The sequence below is a fragment of the Nocardia sp. NPDC004722 genome, from assembly GCF_053601505.1.
The window spans coordinates 1-13,358 of the sequence record NZ_JBSGBY010000187.1; the positions used below are offsets into that span (position 1 = coordinate 1).

Genomic DNA, 13,358 nt, shown 5'->3' on the forward strand with positions numbered 1-13,358 from the left:
CCTACCCAGACCGGAGGCGGCACCCGCTGTCGCCGCCCCGGAACCGCTGCTGAAGGAAGCCAAACAGGTTGCGCCCGTTGGCCCTCCGGAGGTCAAGTCGGTCGCGCAGCCCGACGGCCGGGTGCCGTCGTCGCGTCCCGCCGGGCCGCTGGGCATGCCGGGCGTCGCCTACGACGCCTATCAGAACGCGGAACACATTCTGGCCGTGGAGAATCCGACCTGCAATATGCCGTGGAACATGCTGGCTGGTATCGGCCGGGTCGAATCCACCCACGGCTTCGGCAAGATCGACGACAACGGCTACCCGATCCAGCCCGTCTACGGACCGGTCCTGGACGGCAGCCTGTACGGCAACAACGTGGTCGCCACCTCCGACGGCGGCGACCTGGACGGCCTGTCCGGCAGCTACCGCCGCGCCGTCGGGCCCATGCAGTTCCTGCCCGAGACCTGGCGCAAGTACGCGGCCGACGGCAATGGCGACGGCATCGCCGATCCGCAGAACATCTACGACGCCACGCTGACCGCGGGCAAGTACCTGTGCTCGGGCGGGCTCGACATGCGCGATCCGGGCCAGCAGACCCGGGCCATCCTCCGCTACAACAACTCCATGGCCTATGTCGCGAATGTGATGGCGTGGGAGACCGCGTACGGCTCGGGCGTCTCGCCCGCGGCCGCGGCGCTGCCGCGCATCTGAGGTACAGCCCTGCCACGCATCTGAGATAGCGGACTCCCCCGCATCCGATACCGGCCGGGGGCGTCCCTAGACTTGGCCGCATGCCAGTAGTTGCGGAATCGGATGTGCGGGGCGCGCTCGCGAAGGTGAACGACCCGGAGATCCGGAAGCCGATCACCGAGCTGGGCATGGTGAAGAGCGTCGAGGTCGGCGCGGATAGCAGTGTCCACGTTGTGATCTACCTGACGACGTCGGCCTGCCCGATGAAAACCGCCATCCAGGAACGGGTCACGAAGGCCGTCAACGACGTGCCCGGTGTCGGCGCCATCACCGTCGAACTCGACGTGATGAACGACGAGCAGCGCACCGAACTGCGCCGCAAACTGCGTGGCGACGCCGCCGAGCCGGTCATCCCGTTCGCCCAGCCCGGCTCGCTGACCCGTGTCTACGCGGTCGCCTCCGGCAAGGGCGGCGTCGGAAAGTCTTCCGTCACCGTGAATCTCGCGGCCGCCATGGCCGCCAAGGGCCTGTCGGTGGGCGTCCTCGACGCCGACATCTACGGCCACTCGGTGCCGCGCATGCTGGGCACCGAGCAGCGGCCCACCCAGGTCGAGCGAATGATCATGCCGCCCATCGCGCACGACGTGAAGGTCATCTCGATCTCCATGTTCACCCAGGGCAACACGCCCGTGGTGTGGCGCGGGCCGATGCTGCACCGCGCGCTGCAGCAGTTCCTCGCCGACGTGTTCTGGGGCGATCTCGACATCCTGCTGCTGGACCTGCCGCCGGGCACCGGCGACGTGGCCATCTCACTGGCACAGCTGATCCCGAACGCCGAGATCCTCGTGGTCACCACCCCCCAGCTGGCCGCCGCCGAGGTCGCCGAGCGCGCGGGCTCCATCGCGTTGCAGACCCGCCAGCGCATCGCCGGCGTCATCGAGAACATGTCATGGCTGGATCTGCCCGACGGCTCCCGCATGGAGCTCTACGGCGCCGGCGGCGGCCAGACCGTGGCCGACAACCTGACCCGTGCGATCGGCGCGAATGTGCCGCTGCTGGGCCAGATCCCGATCGAGCAGTGCCTGCGCGAAGCCGGCGACGAGGGCACCCCGATCGTCCTGCGCGATCCGGACAGCGCCTCCGGCAAGGCCCTGCTGGACATCGCCGACAAGCTGGCCGTCCGCCGCCGCGGCCTGGCCGGAATGTCGCTGTCCATCGACACCACCCGCCACCTCTGACGTAAATCTCCAGCGCCCAGCGGAATTCGACGTCCGGATTCCGCTGGGGCACGGGCGCGCGGGTGGGCGCCCGCCACCTAAGCTCGACGGCATGCTCACGATGCTGCTGTACGTGCTGATCGTCGGATTGGTCGCCGCGCTGCTGTTCCTGGTGGCCAGTGCGATCTTCGGGCGGTCCGAGGAGCTCGGGCCGCTACCGGAGGGGACGACCGCCACCGTGCTGCCCGCGGCCGGGATCAGCGGGGGCGATGTGCGCGCGCTGCGCTTCCAGCAGGTGTTCCGCGGCTACAAGGCGGGCGAGGTGGACTGGGCGCTGACCCGGCTGGCCGCCCGCATCGACGAGCTCGAGGGGGAACTCGCGCGCGTGACGGCGGGCGAGCCGGAGGGCCCGGCGGAGTCCGAGGCGGCGACCGCCGGTCCGCTGGCGGGGATCGTCGACGGTGTCGTCCCCCAGGTCATTCCCGGCCACGCACCCGTGCCCACCCCGGTCCCCGCGCCGGCCGTACCCACCGGCCCGGCCGTGCCGACGTGGCCCGCCGCGTCCGCCACGCCGGATCAGCCCGCCACGCCCGGTCAATCCGCCACACCTGGTCAATCCGGCATGCCTGTCGAGCCCGCCGCGGCGACGGCCCCCGCCGAGCGCGTCGATGAGCCGGGTACGCGGTGAGCGTCGAATCCGGCGACGGCCGAATCCGGTGTGGATGGTCGGAGGGTTCTCAGCTTTATCGGGATTACCACGATCTCGAGTGGGGACGCCCACTGCACGGTGATGACGCGCTATTCGAACGAATGTGCCTCGAGGCGTTTCAGTCGGGCCTGGCGTGGATCACGATTTTGCGCAAGCGGCCCGCGTTCCGGGCGGCATTCGAGGGGTTCGTGATCGAGCGGGTCGCGCAGTTCGGGGACGCCGATGTGGAACGCCTCATGGCGGATCCGGGCATTGTTCGCAATCGGGCCAAAATAGTGGCCAGCCTCCACAATGCGCGGGTTGCCCGCGATCTCGGTGAGAGCCTGGACACGCTGCTCTGGTCCTTCGCCCCGGCCACCCGGAAACGGCCCGGAAAGCTGTCCGATGTGCCCGCCGTCACAGCCGAATCCACCGCTCTCGCAAAAGAACTCAAGCGCCGCGGGTTCAAATTCGTGGGACCCACGACGGCGTACGCACTCATGCAGGCGACGGGGATGGTAGACGATCACATCGCCGATTGCTGGGTGAATGTGAGTACTCGCTGAACGCCACGTCGGTCGGTTTTTGGAACTCAGGTACCCGCCCCGATCCGCGATAGGGAAGAATGGGCTAGGTGTAGCCCGCCACATGCCGGCGGGCTGCCTGGTTGGTGACAACTGGAGTTCCATGAAAGTGCGCAGCAGACCGCGCAGATCTGGAGGGAGCAGAGGATGGCGGCCATGAAGCCCCGCACCGGGGACGGTCCCCTCGAGGCAACCAAGGAAGGGCGTGGAATCGTCATGCGGGTTCCACTCGAGGGTGGCGGGCGTCTGGTCGTCGAGCTCACGCCGGATGAAGCAGCGGCGCTCGGTGACGAACTCGTCAAAGTCACCAGCTAGCAACTCGACTCGCCCGTGCCGGTAGGCCCGACTCGCGGAGATTCCCGGGAGCCCCGAGACCTCCCCGGGCCTACCGACACCACGGTGAGAAACACCCCATATCCCCCCATAGTCGGCACACCCGAGCCCTCCCCCGCGGACCGGCTCCTCGCTTGCGCCGATCTACTCGCCTGCCCGCAGTGCGGCAACCCGCTCGAGGCTCCCGTCGCCGACCCCACGGCCGGCGTCCCCTCCCGCACCCTGCGCTGCCCCTACGGCCACAGCTTCGACCTCGCCAGACAGGGCTACGTCAGCCTCCTCACCGGCGCGTCGACAAAAATGACCGGCGATACCCCGGCCATGCTCGACGCCCGAGCCGCCTTCCAATCCGCCGGCCACTTCACCCCGATAGCCGAAGCCCTCGCCGCGGCGGTGGCGACCGCGATCGCTGTGACCGATTCCGCCCCTCTCCACCCCGGCACCGATATCGACACAGCAGTATTCGGAGCGGAATCCTCCACGGCTGCCACCGCGCCCGAGCATCCGGCGGCCACACCGCACGCGAATGCGGCCGGACCCCGACACCGGGCACCCGCCGGAATCACCACCCCCGGAATGTCCGCCTCGGCAGCCTCCGCGGCGCGCCTCACCGCGACACTCCTGTCGACCCGACGCCACTCCGCGACCGAGCCGCGCGACACGCGCCCCTCGGCCGGGGCGGCGGTGTTGGAGATCGGGGCGGGCACGGGGTATTACCTGGCGGCGGCGTTGGACGCGGTGCCCGGGGTGCGGGGCGTCGCGCTGGATGTGTCGAAGGCGGCGGCTCGGCGGGCGGCCCGGGCACATGCGCGGGCCGGGTCGGTGCTGGCCGACGCGTGGCGCGGGCTGCCGGTTCCGGACGGCGTGATGAGCGCGGTGATCTGTGTGTTCGCCCCGCGCAATGCCGACGAGGTCGCCCGAGTCCTGGCCGAGGACGGGCGCTTCATCGTGGTCACACCGACTTCGCGGCATCTGGGCGAGTTGATCGGCCCGCTCGGGATGGTGAGCGTGGACGAGGCCAAGCAGGATCGGCTCACCGAATCGCTCGGAGCGCGATTCGAGTTGGTGACGCGGGAAACCGTCGAGTATCCGATGGCGCTCACCCGCGACGACGTCGCGAATGTGGTGGGTATGGGACCGTCGGCGTTTCACGCGGCCGAGGGTCGAGCGGAAGGGATTGCGGCGCTGCCGGACCCGATGCCGGTGACCGCGTCGGTGACAGTGTCGACATACCGACTGCGCTGACCCAGGGCACACTGGCCGTCAGCAGCCACGGGTCAGTCGGGCGGCAGGGTCGGGCGGTTGGGGAGTAGGGCGAGCAGGTTGTGGACGAGGGGGCGGGGCTCGTCGGCTCGGGTGGCGATGTAGATGGTTGTGCTGGCGTCGGTTTCCGCGAGGGGGATGATGCGGGCGGAGGTGGGGGCGGTGAAGGTGGCGCTGCGGGGGGCGATGGTGACGCCGAGGCCCGCTGCTACCAGGTACAGGAGGATGGTCCAGTTGGTGGCCTCTTGGACTATGCGGGGGCGGCGGCCGGATTCCAGGAGGGGGGCGAGGTTCTTTTCGTGGGCGAGGCCGCCCGCGGCGCGGGGGAAGAAGACCAGGGGGTGGTCGGCGAGTTCGGCACCGGTGATCGAATCCCGGTCGGCGAGGGGGTGATCGGCGGGGAGGACCGCCATGTAGGGCTCGGTCATGAGGGGTTCGGTGACGGTGCCGGGCTGATCGTCGGGGTCGCGCACGATGGCCATGTCGAGGGTGCCGTCGGCGAGGCGCTGCATGAGGTGGCTGGTGAAGCCTTCCACCAGGTCGACCTCCACCAGCGGGAAGCGGTCGCGGAATTCACGCACGCCGCGCAGGGGTTCCAGCGGCAGCACCGAGGGCACGAAGCCGAGGTGCAGGGTGCCCTGGCTGCCCTGGGCGATGCGGGTGACCTCGGCGAGGTCGCGGTCGGCGTGGCCGAGCAGGGCGGTGGCGCGCTCGCGCAGCACGATCCCGGCCGGGGTGAGGGCGACGGTGCGGGAGGTGCGGTCGAAAAGCCGCGCGCCGAGCAGGGTTTCGAGGCGCTGGATCTGCTGGGTGAGGGCGGGCTGAGCGATGTGCAGCCGAACCGCGGCCCGGCCGAAGTGCAGTTCGTCGGCGACGGCCAGAAAGTACCGCAGGTGCCGCAGCTCTACCCCCTGTGTCACGGCCCGACTCCTTGGTTCACAGCTCTACCCTGGTGTTCATAAGCTGATGATATCGATTGCACTTATCAAGTATTGGACGTTATGGTTCGCGGTCCGACATGCTTTCCTGGTGACTCAGCAGACGGAAGCCCGTGCCACCGAACGGGACGCGATCGTCGTCGCCCCCATGTCCTCGCCCGCCGACGCCCGCGCCTTCAGGGACCTCAACCTGGAGTGGATCGAGGCCTTCTTCTCGGTCGAGCCCGCCGATCTCGCCACCCTCGATCACCCGCAGGAGATCGTCGACGGCGGCGGCGAGGTGCTGATCGCCCGCATCGACGGCGAGCCGGTCGGCTGTGTCGCCCTGGTGCAGGAGCATCCCGGCGTGTTCGAGCTGTCGAAAATGGCGGTGTCGCCGCGCTTTCGGGGCCGGGGTATCGGCCGGGTGGTGCTGACCGAGGCCATCGAGCGCGTGCGCGCGCTGGGCGCGACGGAGTTCTTCCTGGCCAGCAATGCCCGGCTCGCGCCCGCGGTGCACCTCTACGAGTCGATGGGCTTCGTGCACGTCCCCGCGTCGGAGCTGCCGCCGAGCCCGTACGACCGGGCCGACGTGTTCATGCGTTATCCGCTGGACTAGCCCTTGCGGACCCCGTCGTAGACGCTCGCGGTCTGGGCGGCGATCCGGTTCCAGTCGAAAGCGCTGATCGCCCGCTCGCGTCCGGCGGTCCCCATCGCGGCGGCGGTGACCGGGTCGGCGGCGACCTGGTTCACCGCGCGGGCGAGGGCTTGTTCATAGGCGGCGGGCGCGGCCGGGTCGTAGTGGACCAGGCGTCCGGTCTCGCTGTGCGCCACCACCTCCGGAATGCCGCCCACATCCGACGCCACCACCGCGGTCCCGCAGGCCATCGCCTCCAGATTCACGATCCCCAACGGCTCGTACACCGACGGGCACACGAAAACCGTTGCGGCGGCGAGCACCTGGCGCACCAGCTCGGTGGGCAGCATCTCCTTGATCCAGAACACCCCGTCGCGTTCGGCCCGCAGCGCCCGCACGGCGGCGGCCACCTCGGCCTCCATGGCCGGGGTGTCGGCGGCTCCGGCCAGCAGCACCAGCTGAATGTCCGGATCCAAGTGTCGGGCGGCGGCCAGCAAATGCGACACGCCCTTCTGCCGGGTGATGCGCCCGACGAACGCCGCGATCGGCCGGGTCTGCGACACGCCGAGCTCGCCGAGCACGTCCCGCACCCCCGGCGCGGGTCCGCCCGGATGCCAGACCTCCGGATCGATCCCGTTGTGCACCACATGGACTTTCGCCGGATCGATGTCCGGGTAGGCGACGAGCACATCGGCGCGCATGCCCTCGCTGACCGCGATCACCGCGTCGGCGTAGGTCACGGCATTGTGCTCCGACCAGGACGAGAGCCGGTAGCCGCCGCCGAGCTGCTCGGCCTTCCACGGCCGCCGCGGCTCGAGCGAATGCGCGGTCAGCACATGCGGAATCCCGTACAGCTGCGCGGCCAGGTGCCCCGCGAGCCCCGTGTACCAGGTGTGCGAGTGCACGACGTCGGCGAAGCTGGCGGCGTCGGCCATCCGCAATTGCGCGGACATCATCTGCAGCGCGGAGTTGGCGGCGTAGAGCATCGGATCCGGTTGGTGCACCACGGCATCCGTGCGCGGCACGCCCATGCAGTGCACGGTGACGTCGCACAGCCGCCGTAGTCGCGGGACCAGCTCGGTGACGTGCACGCCCGCCCCGCCGTACACCTCGGGCGGGTATTCGCGGGTCATCATGGCCACTCGCAGTCCGCGGGTGCCGGTGGCGCGGTCGCTCACCGATTCAAACTAAACGTTAGCCCGCCCGCTAACCAATCGACGGGGCCCGCAAGATCGCGATGAACACGGCACATGCTGGACATTCCCGGTTCTCCATAACCCGGTAGTTTCAACAGTGTGAGGAGCCAGCCGCACGTACTCGGGATCGTGCTCGCCGGTGGCGAGGGCAAGCGACTCTTTCCGCTCACCAAGGACCGCGCCAAACCCGCGGTCCCGTTCGGCGGCGCGTACCGGCTCATCGACTTCGTGCTGTCCAATCTGGTGAATGCCGGATACCTGCGCATCTGTGTGCTGACGCAGTACAAGTCGCATTCGCTGGACCGTCACATCTCGCAGACCTGGCGACTGTCGGGCTTCGGCGGCGAGTACATCACCCCGGTCCCGGCGCAGCAGCGGCTGGGCCCGCGCTGGTACACCGGCAGCGCGGACGCGATCATGCAGTCGCTGAACCTGATCTACGACGAGGATCCCGAGTACATCGTGGTATTCGGCGCGGACCACGTGTACCGGATGGATCCGGAGCAGATGGTGCGGGCGCACATCGAGTCCGGCGCGGGCGTGACGGTGGCGGGCATCCGGGTGCCGCGCAGTTCCGCGAGCGCCTTCGGCTGCATCGATTCCGACGAATCCGGCCGCATCACCGGCTTTCTGGAGAAGCCGGTGCATCCGCCGGGCACCCCCGACGACCCGAACGTCACCTTCGCGTCCATGGGTAACTACGTGTTCACCACCAAGGTCCTGGTGGACGCCATCCGCGCCGACGCCGACGACAACGACTCCGATCACGACATGGGCGGCGACATCATCACCGGCCTGGTGCGGGCGGGCGCGGCGGCGGTCTACGACTTCAACACCAATGTCGTCCCCGGCACCACCGACCGCAGTCGCGGCTACTGGCGCGATGTCGGCACCCTGGACGCCTTCTACGAGGCGCACATGGATCTGGTGTCGGTGGATCCGGTGTTCGACCTCTACAACAAGCATTGGCCGATTCGCGGTGCGGCCGAGAACCTTCCGCCCGCCAAGTTCGGCCGCGGCGGCCTGGCCCAGGAGTCGATCGTGGGCGCGGGCAGCATCCTGTCGGCGGCGACCGTGCGCAATTCGGTGCTGTTCTCCAACGTGCTCGTGGAGGACGGCGCGACGGTGGAGGGCAGTGTGCTGATGCCCGGCACCAGGATCGGCCGCGGCGCGGTGGTGCGGCACGCCATTCTCGACAAGAACGTGGTGGTCTCGGAGGGCGAGATCATCGGTGTCGATCTGGACCGGGACCGGGACCGTTTCGCGGTCAGCAATGGCGGGGTGGTGACCGTCGGCAAGGGTGTCTGGGTGTGAACGGAACGCCCGCCGACACGAAACAGGTGCAGGGCGACACGGATAAGAGTGGACAGTCGGCCGATATCGGCCGGAAAATCTGAGCATCGCAGCGCCGCCGCACCCGGGCCGCGCGGGAGGGATCATCATGAGCCGTCCGGCACGAGTCGTCACCGCCGTCACCTGTCTCGCCTTGACCGCGCTCCTGGCGGGCTGCGGGAAATCGGGGACCGCCGTTCCCGGCGAGTTGGACGTCCGCACCCTGGACACCGGGACCTATCCGGTGAACCGCTACAGCTACGACAATGCCAACGGCGGCAAGGGCCCGACGCTCGAGGGCATCCGCATGACCGCGGCCGTCGCGCCCACCTCGCTGGTCGACTCGAAGCTCAACATCGGACGCGGCGGCGTGGTGCTCTCGACCGTCGACGATGTGCTCAATGTCAGTCACCTGTCCACGGCGGTCAAGCCCGTGCTGACCAATCGGGGCTTCATCGCCGGTTTCGCGGCCAGCGGTTCGGATCGCTCGGACATCGGCGACAACCCGGATCCGAACGGCACCACCATCACCACTCGCGCGCTGCGCTTCCCGTCGGCCGACAATGCCAAGCTGGCGGCCCGGGAACTCGAGGACGCCGATTTCAATGTCGCCCTGAACCTGAATCAGAAGCTGACGCTGCCGGACTACCCGGACGCCTACGCGCACTGGCGGCCGGGCGTGCCGAACATCGGAGTCACCATGGCGCGCAAGGACATGGTGATCTCGCTGTTCATCGTGCGGCCCAGCGCCGACCAGAAGGACCTGCTGAACTGGGCCAAGAAAAGCCTCGACGCCGAGGTGCCGCTGATCGACGCCTTCAATGAGACCGCCGCCGACCAGATTTCGCAGCTGCCGGTCGATCCGGATCGGCTGCTGGCCCGCACCCTGGTGGCCGACCGCGACAAGAAGACGGTCGATCCGGAGAATTTCGCGGTGTTCCCGGCCAATTGGCTGGTCCTCTACGCCGACGACATGGGCTACTGGACCAAGCTGGTGGCCGACACCGGCGTCGACGAAACCTCGGTCGCGGACGGCAATTTCATCATTCGGGTGCGAGATGCCAAGGCGGGCGGCGACTTCGTGACCGGCATGATCAGCAACCTGCAGGAGCAGAAGGCGAACGCGCCGGACAAGGTGCCGGACACCGTCTGCACCCACCGCAACTCGGACAAGACGCCCAGCCGCTGCTATGTCCGCTACAAGCGGTACGTGGCGGTGGTCAACGGCACCAGCGATGCCGACGTCCAGAAGAAGGCGGCCGCGCAGTACGCGCTGCTGGCCAACAGCCTGTAGCGCGAAATCTGGACAGCGCGGGACCTTTCGGCCGAAGATTCAGGGGGAGAGTTTTGCGGGGAGGGAAACCATGAGCCGAACTGCCGGGCGCACAACGGTTGTCGTCTCGATCTGCCTGGCGGTGGCCGGGCTGCTGACCGGCTGCGCGCAGTCCGGGCACCCGGTGGCGGGTGAAATGGATGTCCGCGCACTGGATGTCGGCGGCAGCGCGGTGGACCGCTTCCACTACGACACGTCCGCCAACGGGCACGGCGATGTGCTGGAAGGCATTCGGATGGCGGCGGCGGTCGCACCGTCGCTGAAGGTCGATCAGAGCCTCGATATCGGCCGCGGCAGCTACGTGCACACCAAGGTCTCGGACCTGATGAAGTACGACGGCATGCCGGATGTCGCGGCGCCGATCCTGGAGAAGCGCGGCTTCATCGTCGATTTCACCACCGGCGGCTCGGATCGGCCCGACAACAAGGACACCCATCAGGCCGACCCGAACTCCAACACGGTGTCGATGGTGCTCATGCGCTTCCCGTCCGCCGACAATGCCAAGCTGGCGGCCCGGGAGCTGGAGGACGCCGACTTCGCGGTGGCGCTGCAGCAGAACGTGAAACTGACGATCCCCGAATATCCGGACGCGATGGCCCACTACCGGCCGGGGATCAACAACATCGGCGTGGTGATCGCCCGCAAGGAATTCGTGCTGGACATCTTCGCCGTGCGGCCCAGCGCCGATCAGCGGGATCTGCTGAGCCTGGCCAAGCGCACCCTGGACGCCGAGATCCCGGCGATCGACGCCTTCCAGGAGACCCCCACCGACAAACTCGACACCCTGCAACCGGATCCGGACAATCTGCTGGCCCGGGTGCTCGTCGACAAGCGCGACAGCGGGCGCGCCCCCGATCCCGACAACTTCGTGGTCTGGCACCCGAACTGGATCCTCGACAACACCGAGGAGCAGGCCGCCCGGCAGACCCTGCTGACCAAGACGGGGACCGACGCCTTCGCCTACGCGGACGCCAACGAGATCTACCGGGTGCGCGACGCCGCGGCGGGCACCGCTCTGACGAACGGGCTCACCAACCTTCAGGGCGACACCTACACCGGTGACGGCACGGTGGACAAGGTGCCGGGGGCTCAGTGCGGGCACTGGACCGATCTCGCGGGCAAGAACCCCTACCGCTGCTACGTCGGCTATCGCCGGTACGTGGCGGTCGTCTATTCGACCGATCTGGCATCAGCGAAACGCAAGGCGGCCGCGCAGTACGCGCTACTGGCCAACAGCCTCTAGCGTCGGCCGACAGGCTCCAGTGTCGGTACGGCAGTCTCCAGCGTCGATACGACCGGCGTCAGAATCGGAGGACGTCCGCGTCCAGCAGTCGCCAGGCGGCGGGTCTGGACGCGGTGCGGCGTCCGTTCTCGACGTCCTCCGATTCTTCCTCACCACAGCGGTCGCATTCGGGATCCGCTGGTGCCCAGTCGCTTTCGTGTTCGACGGAGACGGTGCGCGACACCGTGTGCCGGGTGCGGGTGAGCCCGCTGCGCGGCGAGCTGTCGTCGCGGAACCAGTAGTCGCGGAATCCGAAGGGCTGCAACAGCGCCCGCAGGAAGGCCGCGCCGTCCGCGGGCAGCACCCGGCGGTCGGTGCCGAGCAGTTCGACGCCCTGGTGGTACCAGACCCGCGCCACCAAACCCTCGAGGGGATCGACCGCGCGGAAGGTGGCGTGGCCGTCGGCGGTCAGCCGGAATTCGGCAATGCGCCGCCATTGCGTGCCGCCCGCCGACTCGTGCCCCGCCTCGCGGAAGTACAACCCGACCACGGCCGGAATCCGCTGCCTCATGGGAACCCCCACTCGTCGAACTATTCCCGTGGAGTATCCGCGTGAGCGGCCCGGAAACCTCGACCCTACCGATCAGTTCGGATATCCGGGCACCGGAGTGCGCGCACCGCAGAACGGTTCACACGTCCCGGTCGTCGTGGGCACGTAACGCGAGCCGCTGTCGTCGAATCGAGCCCCACTCACCAGCAACAGCACCAGCAGTGCCGCGAAGATGATGAGCCCGAAGAAGATCAGCGTCGGCCACAGCCATCCCGCGGGAAGGTGTATCCCGAGTGCCAGTCCCTCGTACATACCCCCCACCTCCTCGTAAAAATCGGTTCCCTACTGGGTTACCACCGCCCCGCACCCGAAATCCACCCCTCAGCACTGCCCCTCCACCGCCCTCACCGCCCGGCCACCGCACCCCCACCGGCAACTGGCGATTCGCTCCGCCCCAAGCGAATTCACACCCGCCCCACCCGCATCACGCGCCCTCCCCTGTACATGCGAACGGCCGCCCCGGGATATCCGGGACGGCCGTTCGCCGGGGCTTCGCCTCAGGCGGAGCGGAGGTCACGGCGGCGGAATGCCATGAGCCCCACCGTGATCAAGGCCACGTCGACCAGCAGCAGGATGAGTAGCGGGGTGGCGGTGAAGGCCTCGCCGGGCACCTTCGGGGCGTGCTCGAAAGGACTGAGATCCCGGAACCATTGCGGCGCACCGGCGAGCGAGCCGAGCAGCAGCACCGCGAGGGCGGCGATGAGCACACCCCAGGCCGCGGTGGTCCAGCGCGGCAGCAGCCCGAACAGCAGCACCGTGATCGCGGCGAAGGTCCACACCGCCGGAATCTGGATCAGGGCGGCCGCCAGCACCTCCGGCAGCTTGCCGCCGACATCACCGGCGGCCCGGCCGTAGACCAGACCGCCGAGCAATCCGGACACCGCCAGCGCCAGCACCGGCCCCAACACCGCGAAGCTCAGATGCGAAGCGACCCAGCGGGTTCGCGACACCGCCCCGGTGAGCACGGTCTCCGCGTGCGCGGTGTTCTCCTCGGTGTGCAGCCGCAGCGCCGCCGACACCGAGTAGGCGGCCGCGCCCAACGCCACCATGGTGAAGCCATAGCTGATCAGCGACTTCTCCAGCGATTCCGAACCGCCCATGCGAGTGATCAGGTCCTTGATGGCCTGACTGGTCCCGAGCTCGTTGCCGATGCCGTGCGTGACGCTGCCGATGAGCAGCCCGTACAGCCCGATGCCGACCGTCCAGGCGACCAGCGTCCCGCGCTGCAACCGCCACGCCAGCCCCAGCGGGCCGCCGAGGGCCGGACCGGCCGCGAGCGCCCCGGGGCGTTCGGCGATCCGCAAAGCCGTGTAGTGCCAGGCGGTCCCGCGCTTCTCGGTCATGCCGAACAGG

General features: G+C 68.8%; 12 protein-coding genes and 4 pseudogenes. 11 read left to right on the plus strand and 5 right to left on the minus strand.

The genetic code is table 11. The features are described from left to right. The 7 genes and pseudogenes from ACWELQ_RS19600 to ACWELQ_RS19630 all read left to right on the plus strand — a co-directional run. The coding region (locus ACWELQ_RS19600) for a lytic transglycosylase domain-containing protein (RefSeq protein WP_452398475.1) at window positions 1-694 on the plus strand (694 nt) is incomplete at its 5' end. An 80-nt stretch (window positions 695-774) separates the two neighbouring features. After that, window positions 775-1,911, plus strand: coding sequence for an Mrp/NBP35 family ATP-binding protein (locus ACWELQ_RS19605; protein WP_452398476.1), 1,137 nt, complete (start codon window positions 775-777; stop codon window positions 1,909-1,911). Between the two features lie 91 nt (window positions 1,912-2,002). After that, window positions 2,003-2,311 (plus strand): annotated as a pseudogene (locus tag ACWELQ_RS19610) (DivIVA domain-containing protein); the annotation flags it as partial. Between the two features lie 263 nt (window positions 2,312-2,574). After that, the gene (locus tag ACWELQ_RS19615; RefSeq protein ID WP_452398477.1) at window positions 2,575-3,144 is read left to right on the plus strand and encodes a DNA-3-methyladenine glycosylase I; all 570 of its coding nucleotides are present in this window, start codon (window positions 2,575-2,577) and stop codon (window positions 3,142-3,144) included. A gap of 165 nt (window positions 3,145-3,309) precedes the next feature. Continuing rightward, complete coding sequence (locus ACWELQ_RS19620) at window positions 3,310-3,477, plus strand: DUF3117 domain-containing protein (RefSeq protein WP_083869218.1); 168 nt, start codon at window positions 3,310-3,312, stop codon at window positions 3,475-3,477. Window positions 3,478-3,561: 84 nt separating this feature from the next. Further along, window positions 3,562-3,765 (plus strand): annotated as a pseudogene (locus ACWELQ_RS19625) (hypothetical protein); the annotation flags it as partial. A gap of 390 nt (window positions 3,766-4,155) precedes the next feature. Continuing rightward, window positions 4,156-4,740, plus strand: a pseudogene (locus ACWELQ_RS19630) (methyltransferase domain-containing protein); the annotation flags it as partial. A gap of 32 nt (window positions 4,741-4,772) precedes the next feature. On the opposite strand, the gene ACWELQ_RS19635 reads toward ACWELQ_RS19630, so the two are convergent. Beyond that, window positions 4,773-5,678 carry a LysR family transcriptional regulator gene (locus tag ACWELQ_RS19635; protein WP_452398478.1) on the minus strand — a complete coding sequence of 302 codons (906 nt, stop codon included), beginning with the start codon at window positions 5,676-5,678 and terminating at the stop codon, window positions 4,773-4,775. 109 nt (window positions 5,679-5,787) lie between these two features. On the opposite strand from ACWELQ_RS19635, the gene ACWELQ_RS19640 reads away from it, so the two are divergent. After that, entirely contained in the window at window positions 5,788-6,294 is a 507-nt protein-coding gene (locus tag ACWELQ_RS19640) for a GNAT family N-acetyltransferase (protein WP_452398479.1), read from the plus strand. On the opposite strand, the gene glgA is transcribed toward ACWELQ_RS19640, so the two are convergent. Beyond that, a complete protein-coding gene (gene glgA / locus ACWELQ_RS19645; RefSeq protein ID WP_452398485.1) occupies window positions 6,291-7,460 on the minus strand; it encodes a glycogen synthase in 1,170 nt (389 codons plus the stop codon). The genes ACWELQ_RS19640 and glgA overlap by 4 nt on opposite strands. 147 nt (window positions 7,461-7,607) lie before the next feature. Here glgA and glgC point away from each other — a divergent pair, with 147 nt between their 5' ends. The 3 genes from glgC to ACWELQ_RS19660 all read left to right on the plus strand — a co-directional run bounded on the left by glgC (window position 7,608) and on the right by ACWELQ_RS19660 (window position 11,416). Then, entirely contained in the window at window positions 7,608-8,822 is a 1,215-nt protein-coding gene (gene glgC / locus ACWELQ_RS19650) for a glucose-1-phosphate adenylyltransferase (RefSeq protein ID WP_452398480.1), read from the plus strand. 127 nt (window positions 8,823-8,949) lie between these two features. After that, window positions 8,950-10,134, plus strand: coding sequence for a DUF7373 family lipoprotein (locus ACWELQ_RS19655; RefSeq protein ID WP_452398481.1), 1,185 nt, complete (start codon window positions 8,950-8,952; stop codon window positions 10,132-10,134). A 70-nt stretch (window positions 10,135-10,204) separates the two neighbouring features. Beyond that, on the plus strand, window positions 10,205-11,416 hold the full coding sequence (locus tag ACWELQ_RS19660) for a DUF7373 family lipoprotein (RefSeq protein WP_452398482.1): 1,212 nt from the start codon (window positions 10,205-10,207) through the stop codon (window positions 11,414-11,416). A gap of 58 nt (window positions 11,417-11,474) precedes the next feature. Here the strand turns inward: ACWELQ_RS19660 and ACWELQ_RS19665 are convergent, their stop codons facing one another. From ACWELQ_RS19665 to ACWELQ_RS19675, 3 genes and pseudogenes are all read right to left on the minus strand, one after another. Further along, window positions 11,475-11,978 carry a hypothetical protein gene (locus tag ACWELQ_RS19665; RefSeq protein ID WP_452398483.1) on the minus strand — a complete coding sequence of 168 codons (504 nt, stop codon included), beginning with the start codon at window positions 11,976-11,978 and terminating at the stop codon, window positions 11,475-11,477. 60 nt (window positions 11,979-12,038) lie between these two features. Further along, complete coding sequence (locus ACWELQ_RS19670) at window positions 12,039-12,257, minus strand: hypothetical protein (protein ID WP_452398484.1); 219 nt, start codon at window positions 12,255-12,257, stop codon at window positions 12,039-12,041. Window positions 12,258-12,502: 245 nt separating this feature from the next. Next, a pseudogene (locus ACWELQ_RS19675) lies at window positions 12,503-13,358 on the minus strand (ABC transporter permease); the annotation flags it as partial.